Genomic DNA, 17,685 nt, shown 5'->3' on the forward strand with positions numbered 1-17,685 from the left:
GGTCCTGTGCCGCCGGGCAGATCCGAATATCGCTGCATATGCACCCGGTTCAGGGGGTGAAACTGTCGAGCGAAGGTGTGTTGTCCATGTCCTCGTAATAGTTGAAACTCATTCCAAAAATTGTTCTGAAGGCCTTGTCGGTCCCGTCTTCCCGCCGCACTGGCGTCACGTCGTGATAGGTCTTCGAATCGTCGAAAACTGTTCCTTCGAATGCATCGAGTAATGTGAAGCGGGAGATTTCGAGCTTGTCGCCATTGTAGATTGCCGATCGGCCACCGGTGACCCCGGTTCTGGCCAACAGCATGATCGACAAATAGCGGTCACCGTCACGGTGGATGCCTTCGGGTGTCGGCAATCCTTCGGAATTAGGCAGGGCCTCGATCCTCACGACTTCGGTGCCGACATGCCAGGGGCGGACCTTGTCCTCATCCGATATTGGAAGAAAGCTGAACACGTTGCGGACGCTCGCCCGGATAATCGCATTGTCGATGATATTCGGAGGATACTGCGGGTAAACGCGCGCGATTCCTCCGAGATATGAATTGATACCCTTCGACTGGTAGAAGGGAGCGTTCGGCAATGGTTCGAAAATAGATCGATTTCCATCGTTCCACAGGACGAAGTCGCAATTCGCCCTGAACCTAAAGCAGGGGTGATGTTTCAGATATCTGTCGGGCTCCAACGCGGAACAATAGGCTAGGAGTTCTTCATAATCCTCTCCTTGGGATACGCCCCAATCCGCCATGTTGTAACGGGCAATGAATGGCTCATTGCTAACCATAGAGATCAGATCCTTACAGCTCACGGCTCTCTCCTTCATTGTTGAAACGTATCGGCTACAAGACCAATTTTTTTTGTTGTCAGACAGCGTTTACTGATTACTTGTGAACCGGCGCGGACTTACGAGACCGGAATCTCGAGAACACTGAGTCGAGGCGATAAAGGCACAGTCCTGCAATTAACAGAGTGGCAACGTTCAAACAGATCCATACCGAAAAAGCGCCACCACCAAAAAAATGAGCCGAGAGCGCACCACCTCCAAGCCCGATTAGTCCGAGACTTAAAACAGAAACGATCGTCGAATACCGGGTGTCCCCGAATCCGCGGAGCGCACTGATGAGCATGACCTGGAACGACTGAACGACGACCAGCAGGATACCCAGACCGATCAGATCGTGGAATTTAGCGCCGGCATCGGCGAACTCGTCTTTGCCGCGTGCATAGAGGTCAAAAATGAGATCACTGAAAGTGAACAGTACTATCGCGCAGACAAACCCGAGAAACGCTGAGATCACGTAGGAAAGGTTTATTAGTCTGGCAATGTCGGCAAGATTGCCCTTTCCCTTGTAGAATGCGATTTTCGTGGCTAACGCTTCTCCGAAACCGAAGAAGACCAGCACCACGCCTTCAGTAATTTGGAAAACGATCAAGTGTGCGGGTAGAAAACTGGCGTCAGTGATGCCGACCAGAACCGTCGTCTGCGCAAACAGGAAAAATAGAAGTACTTCTAGAAACCCAAGCGGCAGCGCTAGCCTAATAAGCCGAGATCGTATGGCACGCCGCAGAGGCCCCTGACCAGCCAGGCTGCCACCGAGACTGAGCAGTTTTCGCGACAGACCAGCCACGAACAGCAGCGAAAAAACCGAGGTGAGAACGGTGCTCGCTGCAACGCCAGCGACGCCGTAGTCAAATTTAAATATCAGGAGATAGTTGAGGATGAAATTAGATGAGACAGCAAACGCGGTTCCCAAAAGAACAATCTGGGACTTCCCATGGCCGACACAGTTCTCGCCGACGACCACAAAAAGCATCTGGGGAACGATAGCGAGACAGACTATGGACAGGTAGGTGGCTGTGTGACCGGCGAACACGAACTGGTCAAGGAATGCCATCAGCGGGATGTAGCCGAAGTAGATAAGAGGCGTCGCAAGGACCGAATAGATCAGCGACAGCTGAAGCGTCTCCCGTGTCGTCGCCCTAGACCGGTATTCGAGGTTTCTTCCGATCGCCTCAGAGATTTGCGGTGCGACGATATAGGAGCAGCCAAGTCCGAACTGAAGCAAAACCGCGTAGACGAGTACGCCGAAGGATACACCGATGAACTCCTCGCGTCCCAACCAGGCGATCATCACCGAATCCGTGAAGACAATTGAGAAGGCACCTAGATTTGCGAGCCCCAATGTGGATCCGTGCCTGACAATATACGAAGCATCGCCCCACCATCCACGCTTATGCAATACCAAAGAAACTTCGCTCACTGTTTCCTTGCCTCCCGAGGCTAGTTGAGTTTCCGATTCATTGTTTCGATTGCTTCCAGCAGAACATCAGGACTTTGCATAAAGGTAGGAAAGTCTATGTGTTCCACGGCTCCAATCGCCTCGAGACCGACTACTATATCACTATGATTTGCGGAGATTTCACGGATGAGAATGCAGGGAATTTTCGAAGCCGTCGCCCACCCCAGCTCGATACACATACCGTCGGAGCGAAACGGTTGGCCGTCGACACCGTTTGGCCAAAGACAGACATAAATGTCGGACTCGACAACGCCTTGGTAGTCGCCCGCGGTGGCTTCGGTCGGCGTGATGGAAGCTTCCAGGGCGTGTACTCGTTCCTCTTCCAGATAACCTTCGGTCAAGGCCGAGTCGACTTCGAAATTCGCCTCCTGCAGAAGTTGTAGTGTATCTAGAATTGTTTGTTTAAGACCGCCGTTGAAGCCCGACTTCTCGATTGCATTCTTGATGGGGCCACCAAGGAAGATCTTCTTGATCTTGATCACTTTATTGTCCTCAAACCAATACTGGGAGATTGGTTCCATTCGCTACTGGGAACCGTTCAATCATCGACAGTCGCTTCCGTGCCCGAAGACTTCGAATTCGCCCTTGGACTGAAGGTCTGCGATCGACACCGCCCCACATCTTGAAATGGCGACCTTGAGGCAACTGCACCAATTAGAAACAACGGCATCGAAGGTGCCGGAAACCTCGATACTTTCCGTTCTGCCTTCCACGAGCAGATCTGGATCGACAAGTCCAACCCGGCTCATGCCACGATAAATCTTTCGGTTCCGGTCGTTTTCGTCGAAAGGCGCGGCGCTCTCCATTAGCGCCGCGAACATCTTGCCCATCATAACCGTGTCCGCTCCCAAGGCGAATGCAATCGCCAGTTGCCCGATATTCTGGATACCGCCGTCCGCAAGGACCGGGACAGAGTGTTTACGGCAGATCCGCGAGCATTCGTACACCGCTGCCGCCTGCGACCTCGCACAACCCGTCATGTAATATCCGTCGTTGATCGAGGCTGAGGTCATCCCGACGCGAACCGTGTCGACACCAGCCTCTATCAGCGCTTCGGCGTCGTGCGGATGAACGACATTCCCGGAGACGACTGAGATACCTGGTAGGCGGTCCTTCAGAATCTCCACGGCCCGCAAGTGCAGGTCTGGCGCAGAATGAAGCGTATCCAGAAATATAATGTCTGCGCTTTCGGTAAACCCATCGACCTTTTTCCCTGAAATGGCCGCCTTTGGCGAGAGCAGGACGCCAACAGGAGTCTCTGGAACAATTGCCTTCAAACGCCGGATCTCCTCCTCGCACGCGTTCATCCGGCCCGAACCAGAAAACAGTACTGGGACCGAACCAGCCTGTGCGAGTTTTTCGCCAAGGTTTGGAGAAATCACGGCATCCATCGGAGATGCTACCAGAGGCAGATCGCATTCGATGTTCCGGGTTAGCTTCCCTCGAAGAGAGACTTCGCCAGGAGTGACACTGCTCAATCGCGGTATGAGGCTAACGTCACCATACTCGAAGCCTGGACGCAGCCGCATACCGTAGGATTGAAGCTCAGTATTTCCACTTGCGGTCTTCAAAAACAAAGTCATGTTTGTCGACCATCTTTTGCGCAACTGCCGCCGTAACGTCGTCGATATCGAACAAACCTTTCGATCTGGCGACATCTGCGATCAGGAAAACGTTGAACAGAACGTCCCCGATTTCCTCCATCAGGTTTTCTGTGTCGTTCTTTTCCACGGCGGCCGCAATCTCTTCGACCTCTTCTCTAAAGTGCTCGATGACAGACTGGAATGTTTCCTTCTGGTCGTTCGGGCAGCCGCCTGGAGAACGCAGGATCTCTGTGACCTTCCTTAGCTTGGAGTACGGCATCAGGGTTTCAATTTCCGAATAATGCCGTGCTTTGCGGATGGTTAAGTCGCTAATGGTATGTGCGCTGCCGCCTTCAAGGGCGTAGTATGTGATATTTGCCTTGTCAAAGCCCGCGTTTTCAGCAGCTTCCTGCATCATCAGAGGTATCTGCATTGAATGCGGCGAGCCGTCCTTGGTGACTACGGTTACGTCCGTGACCCGGCCCAGACGAAAGACCGTCGTCAGCTTAAGGCCCAGCACGTCAAGGTGGCAGAGTTCGGGGCAGAAAGTGTAAACCGTACGCCCTTCGGAAAGTTCGATCACGAATTCCATGTCGATCGACGGAGTATAGGTACACAAAAGCAGGATCGATCCCGTGATGCTGTTTACATTGCGGGAAATCAGGTTTGGAGCAGCTTCGATGTGCTGAATCTTTTCGGCGGATAGCTGGACTGCCTTATTCACTTCGTTTCTCCATCAATACAAAGGTTATGGGTGGGGGACGGTCGGGAGGGGAAAATCCGGCTTCAAGCTGTTCTGGACAGCATGGAGGTTGCCGTGGAGTGGAAACCCCATGCTTCGATCATTGTTCCGAGGAAGGGTTTTGCTAGGTTCAGGATCACCTGATGATCCAGATCCTCCGGCTCGAGCAAACCTTCACGATCATTTTGAATAATGTACTCGATGCCGGAATATATGCCGGCAACCACCTGAAGCGTCGTCGCGTTGTTCCGGCACGATACGGACCTGGAAAAATCGATCGAAAGTACCGAGCCATACCAGAAAAGTCTGCCGTCATTCAGAAAGAGGGTAACACCGAGCGCGTCGGAGCCGCTTTCGATTTCGTCTATAAGAACTTTGCGCCTTTTCTCGCTTTCAGGCCTACGAAGAGCCGATGAAAGCATGTCCCTTGCTGCTGGACAGGGAGAATAAACGAAGCGGACCGTGGGATGATTCGTCTGCTCTCCTTCACGCCAGGAGCAAAGCGAGGCCATGGAGAATTGCTCCGGATGCGGTATCTGGTAGCCGCTGAACCAGCCAACCCCAGGAATCCAGGTCGACACCGTATTTTCGATGGCGCGATTTCTTGAGGTTGCGACATTAAGAGAGCAGCCGGCGGTTTCTATGGTCCGCAGCAGCCACTCTTCTTCGGAAAGTGGTTCCAACGTCGTAGAATAGGGAAAGCACGACGGCTCCAGGCTTTCTTCCAAAAGCCCTTCCACGGACCAGGTGTTGAACCCGCAATCCGTATCGAGCAGACCGGCAGCTACCTGGGAGTCGTGTTCGGATATGTCGATCCGCTCGATTCCCGCGCTCTTGCAGATTCTTCCCCATCGATCCGCGTCATCGAGGCGAGAGAAAGCCGCATCATCGAACACGTTTCGCGCCACCACATCAAGCGCGTGCTTTAGAAAATGAGTAACAAGGCCAGGATTTGCCCCGTGGCAAATCAATGAGGTCGGCAGACCGCGTTCTTCCGACCTGCACTTTTTCAGGACCGAGTTTCGGCGATCATAAGTTGTAAGCTTGTTATCACTCGGCCAGGCTTCGTTGGATGTGTCCAGGTAAAGAGCCCCTCTCGCACGGCAGAATTGAATGACCTCAACCGTACCAACCGAGACTGTCACGTTCACGACCACGTCGCCCTCACGAACGAATGGATCGAGTTGCCTGAAAACACTAGACAACTCTAATACGACAGTATGTGTTTCGACGAATGCCGGCAGTTTCTGAATACCATTTTCATTTGTTAATAGCTTGATAGATCTCCATCTATTTGCATATTCTGAAGTAAAACTACCAATAAAACCTCCTGCTATTGAACCGCTTCCGAGTATTATGAGGTTTTTTGACTTATCCATTAAATTTCCATCAAAAAAATTATTCCAAAGGTTGATAGACATCTAAATCTTTACTTTTCTATTCAGAATTCTTTCGCATCTTATAAACGATATGCAACCAAAAGTTACTTTGTCATTTATTCCAATGTCAACAAGAAATTTCTTCGCCCACAGCCTTGAATTTTTCCTGCATTTTCAATGCATCTAAGTTGTGTGGGTTTTTCGTCAGGCGCAGATAAAACGAAGAAGGTGTCGACTGGCTGGACAGAAAGCTACTTCCAACTTTTTGTTCGAGACCGTATATCTGAAACACCTCGCAAGTCGCTAAGACGCCAACATCCTAGCCCGAGGTTAGAGGTGGCTCGGGAAATTTGAACAGGGGTAATAAGTGGAATTTCTGCCTGACTTTGGCTTAGATGCCGGAAACAGGAGAGACCATGACGAGACGACCGTGCCGGAACCACAGTCCGGCTTTCAAGGCGAAAGTGGCGCTTGCCGCGATCAAAGGCGAGCAGACGTTGGTGGAACTGTCCCAGCAGTTCGACGTGCACGCCAACCAGATCAAGCAGTGGAAAGACCAGCTCCTTGAGGGAGCGACGGGTGTTTTCGGCGATGAATCTAAAGCGGTACCGGCAGGGCCGACCGTCGATGTCAAAACGCTGCACGCCAAGATCGGAGAGCTGACGCTGGAGAATGATTTTTTGTCCCGAGCGCTCGGCAAGGCGGGATTGCTGGGCGGAAAAAATGATCGACCGCACACACAAACTGTCGGTCGTGCGCCAGGCGAAGCTTCTCGGCTTCAGCCGTGGCAACGTCTATTATTCGCCGCGTCCTGTGTCGGACTGTGATCTGGCTTTGATGCGCCGGATCGACGAGTTGCATCTCGACTGGCTTTGGTGCATCGGTCGAGGAGTAGGCGGATTTCGAACTTTGGTCCTTTCACTATCCTGCTGCCGACTTACACCGGACGGATTTCGGGCGTGCGCATGCCATCATGCGATTGAGGGCGTCGCAGCTGATGGCGACTTCCGTCTGCTGTGCTGCGAATGAGCGTGCCCGCTACCGGAGGCCAATGATCGATTTGTAACAACTGATCGCGGTCTCGACCAGCGATCGCTTGCCATAGCCCGTAGCGACTTGCCACTTCATCCTGCCATCGGCGTTGATCGCTGCAATGTGTCGGTCTCGTTGACTTGGGCAACCACTGTGCGGCCGTTCCAGCGCGTTGGCGCGTGGCGAAATGACCACCGCAGCACCGGCGCTGTGTCTTACGACTGCGTCGTAGGTCGGATCACCATCATAAGCGTCATCCGCCGCGAACTGGCCAATCGGGTCGTCGATCTGGTTGAGTAGCGGCTCCACCTGTGAAGCGTCGCCGGCATTCTGGTCTGTTATGACGTGTGCAATGATGTCGCCGCTGTCAGCATCCAGTGCCAGATGCAGCTTTCGCCAGTTGCGGCGGGCTTTGGCACCGTGCCTCTCTTCCAGCCACTGACCCGCGCCGTAGACCTGCAACCCTGTACTGTCGATGAGGACGTGGACGGGTCCCTTCTCCGGAAGTCGATCATCGCATTGCCAACCTCCTATTCAGTCTCCACGCCAGCAGAGCGGACAAATTGCGGTTCTACCCAAATGCCGGACTGACGGATCGCGGTGCTTATGAAGTCGTTCTGACAAAAGCACTCCTGCCGGGAACGCGGTTTGCCAGCGCGCTCAAACAAGAAGGTTTCGAGCAATCCGCTCTCGAGCTTGCCTATCAGCTTGGCCGCTTCGCCCATGCCATCGGTTTCAGGAAAAGGGGTTTCGAGGACTTTGCCGATATCGACCCGTTTCTGCTTGGTCAAACGAAAAGCGTTGGCAGAACGGTCAGCTACAAGTCAACTTACCTCGCGATGATCAGAGAAGCGGTTGCCTCTGACGTTCTCGGCCACGAAGACTTCCGGGTTCGGGACGACGTGATCGACACCTTGTTCGGATGCATCTGCGACACTGACCAGCTTCGTATAGTTTTGCGAGAAATCCTGTCTGTCCTCGCAGGCCGTCATCAGTTGGAGCCCGAGCCTTGGCTACGTGACCGGCTGTTGGCCTGCATCGATCTGGCTTGCAAGAGGCATGCCGTGACCGGGGTGACTACTCTGATCTCGCATTGCCTTATCTTCATTTGCTGGTCAACCAAAAGGCAAATCTCAGGCAAAACACCAAGCGCCTCGTCGAAACGCTTCGGAAAACCGGCAGATTCGGCGAGGCAGAAGCATTTTTGGGAAGCCAGTTCAACGATAAGAACGTGCAGGGCCTGGATGATGGATGATCGCACGCTCTGAAGGCCCGGCTTGCCAGAACAAGATGAGAAACCCGGCTTTTCCTCACAAAACCGGTGAGATTGGCGGTGCAAAATTCGACCACGGTAGCGGCGAGATAGTCCTGCTGCGGGCGGCGTAAAAGTCGTCCACCTATTTTCCTTCTGCGAAGACTGCAGGAGAGTTAGGGGATCTATACCGTGGAGTTGTATTTGAGGGTCCTTCTTGCGTGCTCCGAAGGGATGACGCAGCGCCAGGCAACGAAGCATTTCAACACATCGTGCGACGCGGTTCGCTAGATGCTGTCGTATTCGACGCCGCTCGCCGGTGCGTCGTCCGAAGCTTGACCCGTTTGTTCAGACCGTCGATCGATGGCTCGATGAGGACGTGGACATGCCGCGCAAGCAGCGTCATACGGCCAAGCGGTTGTTCGACCGGGTGCGGGACGAATGCGGTTTCACCGGCGACTACACGATCATCAGGGATTACATGCGCGAACGCGCGCTGCACCGCCGCGAGGTCTTCGTGCCGCTGTTGCATCCGCCCGGCCATACTCAGGCCGATTTCGGCGAAGCCATGGTGGTGAAGTGCTTCGGGAACGGACCTCGTTATCGTAGCCTACAGTTTGGATTTCATGTGATCGACATTGCCGCCGAGCTCGCCGACCGTGGCGAGTTTATCGTGCCGCAGACGTCTGCCGCCTTCCGCTATTCCGGCGCGCAATGCTTTCGAGGGGTTGAAACCGGTCCAGCGGCTGAATATCAGAAGTTGTCCGGCTTCCGCATGCATGAAGGACCGGGTGTCGATACCTCGATGCACAAGGACGATTGGAAGGATACCTCGATCATCTGCGAAATCGCCTGCTACGAGTTTGCCCAGGACCGCGCCCGGCAATGGCGGGTGCAGGACCGCCTAAGGGCCCTGCCGGTTCCGGCTGTCCCGCATCGTCCCGCCGAACAGCTTGCTTTGTTGTGAGGGGAGGGGACAATGGTTCAGATCCGAAACGTCAAAGTCTATGACATCGATTCCGACCTCGGCGGAACGCACACGGTTTCCATCATCGACGAGTGGGGGGATAATCGGGTAGTCGTCCGGGTATGGTACGGCAGGGCAACGCCGATCGGTTGGGAGTCCTGGCCGGATTGGGACGGTTACAGGTTCGAGGCGACCCGCAACCAGTTAACGAACCCGAGAGTTTTAAAGCTCTACAAAGAGGAAGACTGATTCAGTTTTGAGTGGCTAAAGCAGCAGCGCCGGACCGAGCGTGTCGCAAAGTTTTTCGCATTAACCACGCCTTGAGATTTGACTGTTGAAAGAGCGCTCCTGTAATTGGTGTTACGCGTCATGATTCTCTTTGCCATCGTTGAAAAACTGAAACGCCAATCGAAGGATGACTTCAAAGGCCGACAGTGTGAGGCCTGGCTGATCATCCAGGCGATGTCCTGGTACTTGGCGTTGGTGCACGGATCGTTTATCAGCTCTGAAGTATTAGGTGTTGATTTTCACTGAGAACTGGCTCTGACGCACTTTTGCTGACGTGTAGCTATTAGGATGCGCCAATCAATCGCGCCTGCAATAGATCGAGTTTTGCTCTCCCGTACATTTGGCGTTTGATGAGCTTCAGGCGCGTGATCTGTCCCTCCGTTTGCCCATTCGACCAAGGAGAGATGATAGCGTTCCGAACGGCGTCGATGTCCTTTTCTACGCCGTTTGCGAAGGATCCGACCAAGCTGTTCTTGGCTGTTTCAAGCCAGTCATCAAGCCTGCATGCTGTCTTCGAGCGGATCATGGATTGGAAGTCGCCAATGGCGTCGCGCGCGGCAACCAGTTCAGGAACACTCATTTCAATCGCCGCCACCAGGACAGCCTCGGACTTCGCCAAATCATCGCGTGCGGCAGTCATCAATCGAGCGATAACCCGTGCCGATGGCGTTCGGGCAAGACCACTTTGGTTGGCCTTCTCTGCCAGACGCCGGCGCTGCGCCCATTGTGAGACGACGCCACTTTGCCCTGGAAAGCCCTTTTCCCGCATCTCACGCCAAAGTGCCAAGGCGTTTCGAGCCCCTTCGTCCCAGCGGCCGTTAAGCCAAGGGAGCCAGCTATCGAGCGAGCTTGGCCGTGTTCGAAAGACATCGAGGCGCTGGCCGCGTAATACGTCGCGGACAAGCTTCCGGCTATGACCGGTTTGCCGCACGATCTGCCGAATGGGGGTGCCCTTTTTCGACAGTTCCCGGATCGCTTCATTCGTTTCCTGGCGGCGTAGATAACCCTCGTATTGCAACTTTTCCGCATAAGTCAAAAGCTTGGGGTCAACGACATTGCTGCCGACCGCCTGCCTGATCTGGCGCATTGACCTGCCGACAGCATCAAGAAACGCCCGGCTGGAATTCTCCATCAGATGCCAACGGTCGGCGACCTGCTCCGCATCAGGCAGGGCCTTCGCGATGGCCTCGCCGTAGCCACCGCCCCGGTCGCGAGCGACGATTGATATCGACTGATGTTGGGCCAGCCACGATCGAGACGTATCCAACGCACGATCCGGCAAGAGAGTAACAGGCCTCCGCCGCTCCAGGTCGCAAACGATTGTTCCGTAGGTCTGGCCACGTCGAAAGGCAAAGTCATCAATGCCTATGACAAAGAGTTCATCGCTGTAATCGGCAATACGCCGGCGAACCACCCGCAGCAGTGTGTCGTTGCTCACTGGCATCATGAGGCGATTAGCAAAGGCTGCCGCCGGTCTGCCGCCGAGTGCCAGGCCGAGATGGTGGACGATTGTTTCCAGCCGTTGGGTACGCCGACCATAGCGAGCCAATACACTGCCATCGAACTGCTCGCAGAAGATGCGCCGACCGCATAGGACGGCATCGCACCAGAACCGGCGCGCGACTATTGTCAATTGTACACGCCGACCGGAAAGCGGAAGATCAGCAGGTCGGCGCACATATCGGCTTTGAACTCTTCGGCTCACTCGTCCGCAGTCCGGACATCTTCCCAAGGGCTGCCGCGACCGCAATTGAATCTGAACGCTATCCTCTGCAACCTTCACTTCATCTACTGAAAAGCCGTCAGGCGCGAGGCTCGCGCGCGGAATTCGATGTCGCATAAGCTGATCCTCCAGTGAATCAGCAAAAGCCTGCCTTCCAACAGCAGCAAATGTGAGACAGAGCCAGTTCTCGGTGAAAATCAACAGAGAGCGGCGTGGAAGTAGTTGGCGGCAAGCAGTTCTTCGCGGCAGAAGCTGAGAGCATCCGGATGGACGCCCCAGTTCGCAAGATCTTCACGTAGTTGCCTGGCGCACTTGCTGGCCTCCGAGAGCGTACGAGCAAATCTATCTCGACTTCTCACCAATCTGACTCCTCATTGTCGAAGAAAGCCGTATCTGCCGAGCAGATGCCGAAAGTATTTTGGAGTTAGTTCATAAACCTGCCTTGAAACGAGAGCTCCGTCAGGATGCGCTTGAATATGGTCACCGCTTTCGACGTTGTAATAATTGAGAGCGATTTCTGCGGGCCATGGGAATTTTGGGTCAAGCGGCACCTCTGCATACGGATTGAAATAGACCTGCAGCCCGTCCAGATGGGTTTCACGATAAAACGATGAGTGCTGAATAAGCACGTCTGCTCCGCCTATCTGGTGGTCACTCTCTCTTCGTTGTGTGAGGAGGTAGTTCAGCGCAGCAAGCTCAAACCGGTGGGTCCCAATCTGCCAGAGCATCGAACCGGGCGAAATCCTGTACTTGTCGATCACCCTGTAACGGGTCGCTCGGACGAGCCTATCAATCTTACTTTCAACGACTGCTTTTCCGAAGGTCCCGACCGTAGAAAAGAAAATGGCGCTGATCTCTTTATACGAGTCGTTCGTGAAAATTCCCATCTCAACTCGCGCACCCGAAGGCTTCAGGAGAGAGCTAATCTTGTCTTGCGTTCCTAGGTTTGGCCCCTCGAGCACAGGTGGCGCCAAGCCAAAAAGGACCATATTGATGAGCTCGTTGTTTTGAATAAGCGAAAAGTCGCTATCGAAGGGGGCGATTGCAATGACAAATGGGCGACCTCGCACGTGGCTCATTGAGGAATACGGGTGCTTCTTTCCGTTGCTTCCGCGGTAGAGATCCAGCTTGTCCCTGATCTTCCCAGCAAGTTTCAGCGCGCCACGAGTCTTGAAACCTTGCTCGTCGAAGGTCTTTTGCCGCTTCGCGGTCGGAGGCTGGTCAGTGACGACAGCCTCTATGTTGAACTCGCAATTTCCGGGTCCTCGGACGAAGAAATCCGGCGTAGACTTTGAAAAGTCGACACTGCATCCCAAGTCGACAAGTGCTTTGTTCAGATAGAGTTCCCACATCGAGGAATTGAACGTCGTTTGAAATTCGTTGATAAATTTCTGACTCTCTCCCTTTCGATCCAGTAGACCAGTCGCCCAGTTTTGAATGATAGGCTGAACATTTGTGTAGTCAGGATCCGCCGAGATGAGACGAAAGTGATTGTGCTGTTTTTCTTCCCGAAATCGCGGAGCAAACAAGTCCAACATTCATGTACCGTTCGTGTGTTTCAGTCGTGTATAACGTTGTTCGTGCAGCGCTAGCGTTACCCAAATTGGGTGTTGGCAGGTCATGAAATTTCGTGAATTCGAACGTTCGGAATGACCTGCATCGCAATCTCGCACAGGTGCCGATGATGGGTGAGGTAGATAACCTGGCCGACTTGAGCCATCTGTCCGAATAGCCGGAATACCTCTTCGGAACGTGGCTCGTCGAACGTTTCCATGATGTCATCAGCGATGAACGGCACGGATGGCCTGGCCGCCGCGAATTCCTCATATCCAGCCAATCGAAGCGCCAGATACAGCTGAAACTGCGTGCCCTTGGACATTTCGACTGCAAGCTTGGAAGCGCCATGCTGAGACAGTCCGATCAAGGCCTCGCGGTCCTTGTCGGGCCGCGTGGCAAGTCCGGAATATTCATCGCGCGTGATCAGCCGGAACGCTTCGGACGCCCGGTTCATCATCGCGCTGCGGTGTTTTTCCCGATAGGCACGGATGCCTTGTTCAGCGACCATGCTACCGGTTTTCAGGCGCAGATATCGCAGCGCCAAGTCCTCGATTTCCAGAAGCAATGTGCGTCGGCTGGCTTCAAGGCGGGCGACAGCGTCATCGCCTCCGATAGCGTTCAGGGCATCATTTGCACGAGCCCTGTCGGCGAACAGGTCCTTCGCCCGACCGTCAAGGTCAGCAAGACGCGTTGCGAGTTCGGCTTGCTCATGCTGCAGGTCACCGAGGTCGATTTCGGCGAGGCCGGCCATTGCGTCTTCGAGCGATTGCTGCTGCATCTCGCCAACGATTTGCCGCTCGAGCTTGCCCTGATGCCCGAGCAACTCGTCTCTCTTCCTGCAGCGCTCCAGCGCTTGCCGGACATCGGCGAGATCATCGACATCGAAGAATTCAGTCATCTGCTTTTTGCGTGAGGCATGGACCGCGATCTCGCCATCCAGTTGCTCGCGTTCTTGTTCAAGGTCGGTAAGGGCCTGGTTCCGTTCCTGCCGCTTCGCGTCTGTCTGCCTGGCTTCATCGTGCCGTCGGATCAAAGCCTTGGCCGCGGCGAGCGGATTGTTGCCGTCAAACCTCTCGTCGAGAGCGGTATGCAGCTGCCCGACGGCGTCGGAGAAAGTCGCCTGATCGGATTCCATGGACGCGATGCGATGCCGCAGATCTTCCTGCTCGCGCAATGCTTCGGGGAGATCGGCTATGGCGTCGAGGAGTTCTCGCACCGCGCCGACGCTGTTTCCCCGGTCGGAAAACCAGGTGGTGGAGAGGGTATCTACCCAGATACGTTGCCATTCTTCGAACGAGGCCACAGCTTCGTCCAGCGCCGACTTTCGCAGCGCGGCCGCGGCTTCTAGATCTCCAAGGCGTTTGTGGGCCTCCGTCCGCTTGGCCTGGAGCGCGGCGTGGTCTGCAAGAATGTTGTCGGCTGCCTGCATCAGAGCGGCCAAATCCAGTCCCTCGACGTCGATCCCGATGGAAGTCAAGGAAGCGGTGAGTGAACCTTGCTCTGTTGCTATCGCAGCCTTCACGTCGTCGAGGTCACTCAGAGCACTACGGAGGTCATCATATGCAGCCAGCGCTGAGGTGTGGCCCTCCGCCCATTTTCGGACGATTGCCAGCCATGCATCCGTGGGCGCTTCGGCAGGCAGTACGAATTCGGTCGGCGTTTCCAACCTGATTGCGCCGCGCAAGGCTTCCAGCTCGTTTCCGGCATCTTGCATCAAACGGTCTTGCTGATCGAGGTTGGCTTTTGTGACCGATAGTGCCGTCGAAAGAGACCGTAATTCCTCGAGCTCCTTGACACCGTTGAGACGCGCTTCAACGATCGCGTCAGTCCTTCGCATTTCTAGTTCGAAATGATCAGCTGTTTCTCGAACCAGGCTGGATAAATGGCGCGCCCACGCTTGGTCGCGTTCGAGGAGGGCGGCCTTTGCCTCCTCATCATCCATGATGGTTGACGTTTCGCGCAGGGCAGAGATCCTGGCGGTATCTTCATTGTTCCTTGCCGAGAGTTCCTGTTTGCGCTCGACGATCTGCGAACGTCGCTTCTCGATCCCGTCGAGGGTCGATTTCCACGCATTCAGACGATCGGGTTGGGGCAGCGACATCTTACGCAAGTCCGCAGCTTCGCCAGTCCACGGGTGGAGCTCGTCAATTGCATCTTCAAGGGCGCGTCTCTTACCTGGAATGGCCCGCTCGGCAAGCCGGAGTTCAGCCGCAAGGTTTCCGTCGCGCAGGCGTTTCAGCACCGATTGAAGCAGTGCGACCTTGCCGGCGTCGACTGCGGTGCCTTGATCTTCGAGCGCCTGTCGGGCGCGTTGTTCATTCTCCAAGGCCTGCTGGGCAGCTTCCTGTTCCCTCTCGGCCGTTCGTTGCGCGACATCGATGCCGGACTTCTGAGCGATCAGATCACGAAGCGTTCCGATCGTGGCTGCCGGGACCAGCAGCGTCTTCGGATCGTCAATGTCTGACTGACCCAAGGTTGCGAGGATCAGATCGATCTTTCGGGCCCAATCCGAAAGTGCACCCTTTCTTTTCGGCAAATCCTCTTCGGCGGTCGTGTAGCGTGCGGCCGTATTTCCAAGCTGCGCGAGATCGTCGGTCATCTCGAGCAAACGTTCCTCGACAACAAATCCTTCGAGTTCGTCGCGGATCTTCTGTTCGCCCTGATTGAGGCCGGCAACCCGTGTTTGAAGCCGCGTCTCTTCGACGATGAGATCCGGAAGAGCTGCCGCCCACTCGTCCGGAGGATGCGGCATGTCCTTGTATCCCGCCAGATCATCCTGCCCTTGAAGGTATTCTGATGCCAGAGGGTAGGCACGCAGGACGCGGGCAATCTCTTCATGACGCACTTTGGCTGTCGCGATTTCCTTCATGGCGGCCTCATAGGCTGTCTCGGCCTGTTCGAGCGTTGCCGTAAGCGTCTTGTATGCGGACGCCTGTACATCGAGTTCGTCGCGCTGAGATTTCAGGTCTGCGATCTGTCGCTTCAGACCTGCGATCTTGGTCGAGCTCGCGCGCTTCCGGAAAATACCATCGGCTTCGGCGACAGCGGTTTCTAGAATGGAATTGACGCCGGCCAGGCCTGCACTTGCCGAAAATAGCAGTTCGCCCAGATCGCCCTTGCTCTCGAGGATGGCGTTGCCCCCATCCTCCAGCGTCTGATCATCGAGTGAAAACATCATGCGATACGCGTCGCGTGACAGTCCGGCGAGCGGGAGGCTCAAAATCGCCTCGTTGACCGGTTGTCCATGCTCATTCAGCAACGAGTTGCTGCGCTGCTTGACGCGCCTGAACTCATGGGCCGATCCCTCAAATTCAAGGCAGGCACCAAGTTCCATGGCCTTGCCTTGATGAAGAAAGCTGTAGCGCGTGCGCTCTTCGATGCCGAACAGGAGATCGAGATAACCTGAAAGCGCCGTCGATTTACCTGCTTCGTTCAAGCCATAGACGATATGCAAATCCGGTGTGCTGCCCTCATGCTCCCCGAAGTCGATCGAATAATCCGTGAACTTGCCGTAGCGGGTGAGATCGAGCCGGCGTAGACGCATCAGTCGACCTCCGGAGCTTTGAGTTTGAGCCGAGCCAACATGTCTTCGCTTCCTTCGGACAGCAGTTGGTCGACCAGTGCTTCGAACGCGACTTTGTCCTCTCCGCTGAAACCGCGCGCTTCTGGCGGCAAGTCATCGCGCAGTTCCTTGACGAGATCCTGCACGGCTTGCCGCACGCCGTGTTGGTGAATGATGTCGCCGCGTATCAGCTCGCCGAGTTCAAGGACTGGATCGGCGGTGGCACTGCCAACCGGCGTGCTCTCCGGCGCATCTGTGGCGATCTCGATCTTTTCGATCCAGGTGTTTCCGAAGCTCTCCGCGCGCTGCTCGGCTTCCGCCAGCAGCAAATCGCGATCGCGTCTCAGCTGCCACGACAATCGTGTACGACCCGTCAACCGAAGGCGTGCGACAAGGTGTTGCGATCGTGTTCGGTCTCGTGTTCCAGCTATTTCTTGTTCAACCAGGTCGGCTGCCTCCCGCCAGGTCTCAGCCGAGGACATATCGATCGAAACGCGTTCGAACTGGGCAATGCTGGACGGGCGTTCTTCGACGGTGAAGCTGCGATCGTCATTGACCGTAACGAGAGTGACGGTCTTCTCTCCGGCTTCGTTGATGTCCCGCCCTTGGGGCATGCCTGGCATAATCACTATTCGATCGCCGGCATGTTGGGTCCGGGTATGAATGTGTCCCAGTGCCCAATAGTCGAACCCCCAACCATGAAGATCCGACACCTTGCAGGGCGCATAGAGGTCATGCCCGGGTGCCCCGGCAAGGCTTGTATGCATGATGCCGATATTGACCGCATCGGGAGTAGGGTGATGATACTTCTCGAGAAGGCTCTCCGGCGCGTGAGGCTTGGCGAAACTCAGGCCGTGAATAGAAAGCGCGAGGTCTCCCTTGGTGATGTCGACCGAATGGGCGCGACCGCCGAATACAGTGACCGATGGCGGCAGGATGAGTTCCTGGGTGATGCGCGAAAGGGCGTCGTGATTGCCTCGGATGATGAAGGTCGCAATGCCGGCCTCGTGCAGTCGCTGCATCTGGCTGGCCAGAAACCGGGCGGTCTTCATAGATGTCTGGTCGCCGTCATAGAGATCGCCGGCGATAATTAGCGCGTCCACTTGTTCATCGATACACAAGTCGACGATCGTCACCAACGTCTGCCGTGTGGCATCGCCAATCAGTTCGGCGAGGTCGTTGTTGCGAAGTGCCAGTGAGCGTAGCGGGGAGTCGAGATGAATGTCAGCTGTGTGGAAAAATTTGAACGGCATAAACTTAGTATTCTAGGTCTTCCGATACAAAGTAAAGCCACCAATGAACC

Annotated in this window: 14 protein-coding genes and 4 pseudogenes; 4 read left to right on the forward strand and 14 right to left on the reverse strand. The window is 55.1% G+C overall.

What is annotated here, in order from left to right:
- Window positions 1-49: 49 nt before the first annotated feature.
- The 6 genes from ACYQ6M_RS28620 to ACYQ6M_RS28645 form a co-directional block, all read right to left on the reverse strand.
- Entirely contained in the window at window positions 50-805 is a 756-nt protein-coding gene (locus tag ACYQ6M_RS28620) for a 2OG-Fe dioxygenase family protein (protein WP_460077191.1), read from the reverse strand.
- Between the two features lie 73 nt (window positions 806-878).
- On the reverse strand, window positions 879-2,258 hold the full coding sequence (locus ACYQ6M_RS28625; RefSeq protein ID WP_460077193.1) for an MATE family efflux transporter: 1,380 nt from the start codon (window positions 2,256-2,258) through the stop codon (window positions 879-881).
- A gap of 20 nt (window positions 2,259-2,278) precedes the next feature.
- Window positions 2,279-2,779, reverse strand: a complete 501-nt coding sequence (locus ACYQ6M_RS28630; protein ID WP_460077196.1) for a hypothetical protein — start codon at window positions 2,777-2,779, stop codon at window positions 2,279-2,281.
- Window positions 2,780-2,839: 60 nt separating this feature from the next.
- Window positions 2,840-3,955, reverse strand: a complete 1,116-nt coding sequence (locus ACYQ6M_RS28635; protein WP_460077198.1) for an IMP dehydrogenase — start codon at window positions 3,953-3,955, stop codon at window positions 2,840-2,842.
- The gene (locus ACYQ6M_RS28640) at window positions 3,843-4,472 is read right to left on the reverse strand and encodes a MazG nucleotide pyrophosphohydrolase domain-containing protein (RefSeq protein WP_460077200.1); all 630 of its coding nucleotides are present in this window, start codon (window positions 4,470-4,472) and stop codon (window positions 3,843-3,845) included. The genes ACYQ6M_RS28635 and ACYQ6M_RS28640 overlap by 113 nt, the downstream gene beginning before the upstream one ends.
- Before the next feature lie 194 nt (window positions 4,473-4,666).
- Window positions 4,667-6,043 carry a saccharopine dehydrogenase NADP-binding domain-containing protein gene (locus tag ACYQ6M_RS28645; protein ID WP_460077203.1) on the reverse strand — a complete coding sequence of 459 codons (1,377 nt, stop codon included), beginning with the start codon at window positions 6,041-6,043 and terminating at the stop codon, window positions 4,667-4,669.
- Window positions 6,044-6,417: 374 nt separating this feature from the next.
- Here ACYQ6M_RS28645 and ACYQ6M_RS28650 point away from each other — a divergent pair.
- Window positions 6,418-6,901: pseudogene (locus ACYQ6M_RS28650) on the forward strand (transposase family protein); the annotation flags it as partial.
- Between the two features lie 21 nt (window positions 6,902-6,922).
- Here the strand turns inward: ACYQ6M_RS28650 and ACYQ6M_RS28655 are convergent.
- From ACYQ6M_RS28655 to ACYQ6M_RS28665, 3 genes and pseudogenes are all read right to left on the reverse strand, one after another.
- A pseudogene (locus ACYQ6M_RS28655) lies at window positions 6,923-7,528 on the reverse strand (IS5 family transposase); the annotation flags it as partial.
- Window positions 7,529-7,563: 35 nt separating this feature from the next.
- Window positions 7,564-7,824, reverse strand: coding sequence for a hypothetical protein (locus ACYQ6M_RS28660; protein WP_460077205.1), 261 nt, complete (start codon window positions 7,822-7,824; stop codon window positions 7,564-7,566).
- Between the two features lie 33 nt (window positions 7,825-7,857).
- Window positions 7,858-8,025, reverse strand: coding sequence for a hypothetical protein (locus ACYQ6M_RS28665; RefSeq protein WP_460077206.1), 168 nt, complete (start codon window positions 8,023-8,025; stop codon window positions 7,858-7,860).
- Window positions 8,026-8,477: 452 nt separating this feature from the next.
- Here ACYQ6M_RS28665 and ACYQ6M_RS28670 point away from each other — a divergent pair.
- From ACYQ6M_RS28670 to ACYQ6M_RS28680, 3 genes and pseudogenes are all read left to right on the forward strand, one after another.
- Window positions 8,478-8,859 (forward strand): annotated as a pseudogene (locus ACYQ6M_RS28670) (IS21 family transposase); the annotation flags it as partial.
- 405 nt (window positions 8,860-9,264) lie between these two features.
- Window positions 9,265-9,501: a hypothetical protein gene (locus tag ACYQ6M_RS28675; RefSeq protein WP_460077208.1), complete on the forward strand. Its 237-nt coding sequence runs from the start codon at window positions 9,265-9,267 to the stop codon at window positions 9,499-9,501.
- Window positions 9,502-9,621: 120 nt separating this feature from the next.
- A pseudogene (locus tag ACYQ6M_RS28680) lies at window positions 9,622-9,729 on the forward strand (IS6 family transposase); the annotation flags it as partial.
- Between the two features lie 94 nt (window positions 9,730-9,823).
- On the opposite strand, the gene ACYQ6M_RS28685 reads toward ACYQ6M_RS28680, so the two are convergent.
- The 5 genes from ACYQ6M_RS28685 to ACYQ6M_RS28705 form a co-directional block, all read right to left on the reverse strand.
- Window positions 9,824-11,380 (reverse strand): ISL3 family transposase, encoded by a 1,557-nt coding sequence (locus ACYQ6M_RS28685; RefSeq protein WP_460077211.1) that lies wholly within the window; start codon window positions 11,378-11,380, stop codon window positions 9,824-9,826.
- Window positions 11,381-11,460: 80 nt separating this feature from the next.
- Window positions 11,461-11,622, reverse strand: a complete 162-nt coding sequence (locus tag ACYQ6M_RS28690) for a hypothetical protein (protein WP_460077214.1) — start codon at window positions 11,620-11,622, stop codon at window positions 11,461-11,463.
- A 12-nt stretch (window positions 11,623-11,634) separates the two neighbouring features.
- Window positions 11,635-12,801: a hypothetical protein gene (locus tag ACYQ6M_RS28695; protein WP_460077217.1), complete on the reverse strand. Its 1,167-nt coding sequence runs from the start codon at window positions 12,799-12,801 to the stop codon at window positions 11,635-11,637.
- Between the two features lie 80 nt (window positions 12,802-12,881).
- Window positions 12,882-16,364, reverse strand: a complete 3,483-nt coding sequence (locus tag ACYQ6M_RS28700; protein ID WP_460077219.1) for an AAA family ATPase — start codon at window positions 16,362-16,364, stop codon at window positions 12,882-12,884.
- Window positions 16,364-17,635, reverse strand: a complete 1,272-nt coding sequence (locus ACYQ6M_RS28705) for a metallophosphoesterase family protein (protein ID WP_460077221.1) — start codon at window positions 17,633-17,635, stop codon at window positions 16,364-16,366. Before ACYQ6M_RS28705 ends, ACYQ6M_RS28700 begins: the two co-directional genes overlap by 1 nt.
- Window positions 17,636-17,685: the final 50 nt, after the last annotated feature.

The sequence above is a fragment of the Roseibium sp. ROS1 genome (assembly GCF_054658215.1).

Bases quoted from the DNA above. Each gene is read 5' to 3' on its own strand.
- ACYQ6M_RS28685 (WP_460077211.1), bottom strand. From the start codon at position 11,380: ATGCGACATCGAATTCCGCGCGCGAGCCTCGCGCCTGACGGCTTTTCA.
- ACYQ6M_RS28645 (WP_460077203.1), bottom strand. From the start codon at position 6,043: ATGTCTATCAACCTTTGGAATAATTTTTTTGATGGAAATTTAATGGAT.
- ACYQ6M_RS28640 (WP_460077200.1), bottom strand. From the start codon at position 4,472: ATGGAATTCGTGATCGAACTTTCCGAAGGGCGTACGGTTTACACTTTC.
- ACYQ6M_RS28695 (WP_460077217.1), bottom strand. From the start codon at position 12,801: ATGTTGGACTTGTTTGCTCCGCGATTTCGGGAAGAAAAACAGCACAAT.
- ACYQ6M_RS28665 (WP_460077206.1), bottom strand. From the start codon at position 8,025: ATGACGGCCTGCGAGGACAGACAGGATTTCTCGCAAAACTATACGAAG.
- ACYQ6M_RS28705 (WP_460077221.1), bottom strand. From the start codon at position 17,635: ATGCCGTTCAAATTTTTCCACACAGCTGACATTCATCTCGACTCCCCG.
- ACYQ6M_RS28635 (WP_460077198.1), bottom strand. From the start codon at position 3,955: ATGTCGCCAGATCGAAAGGTTTGTTCGATATCGACGACGTTACGGCGG.
- ACYQ6M_RS28700 (WP_460077219.1), bottom strand. From the start codon at position 16,364: ATGCGTCTACGCCGGCTCGATCTCACCCGCTACGGCAAGTTCACGGAT.
- ACYQ6M_RS28675 (WP_460077208.1), top strand. From the start codon at position 9,265: ATGGTTCAGATCCGAAACGTCAAAGTCTATGACATCGATTCCGACCTC.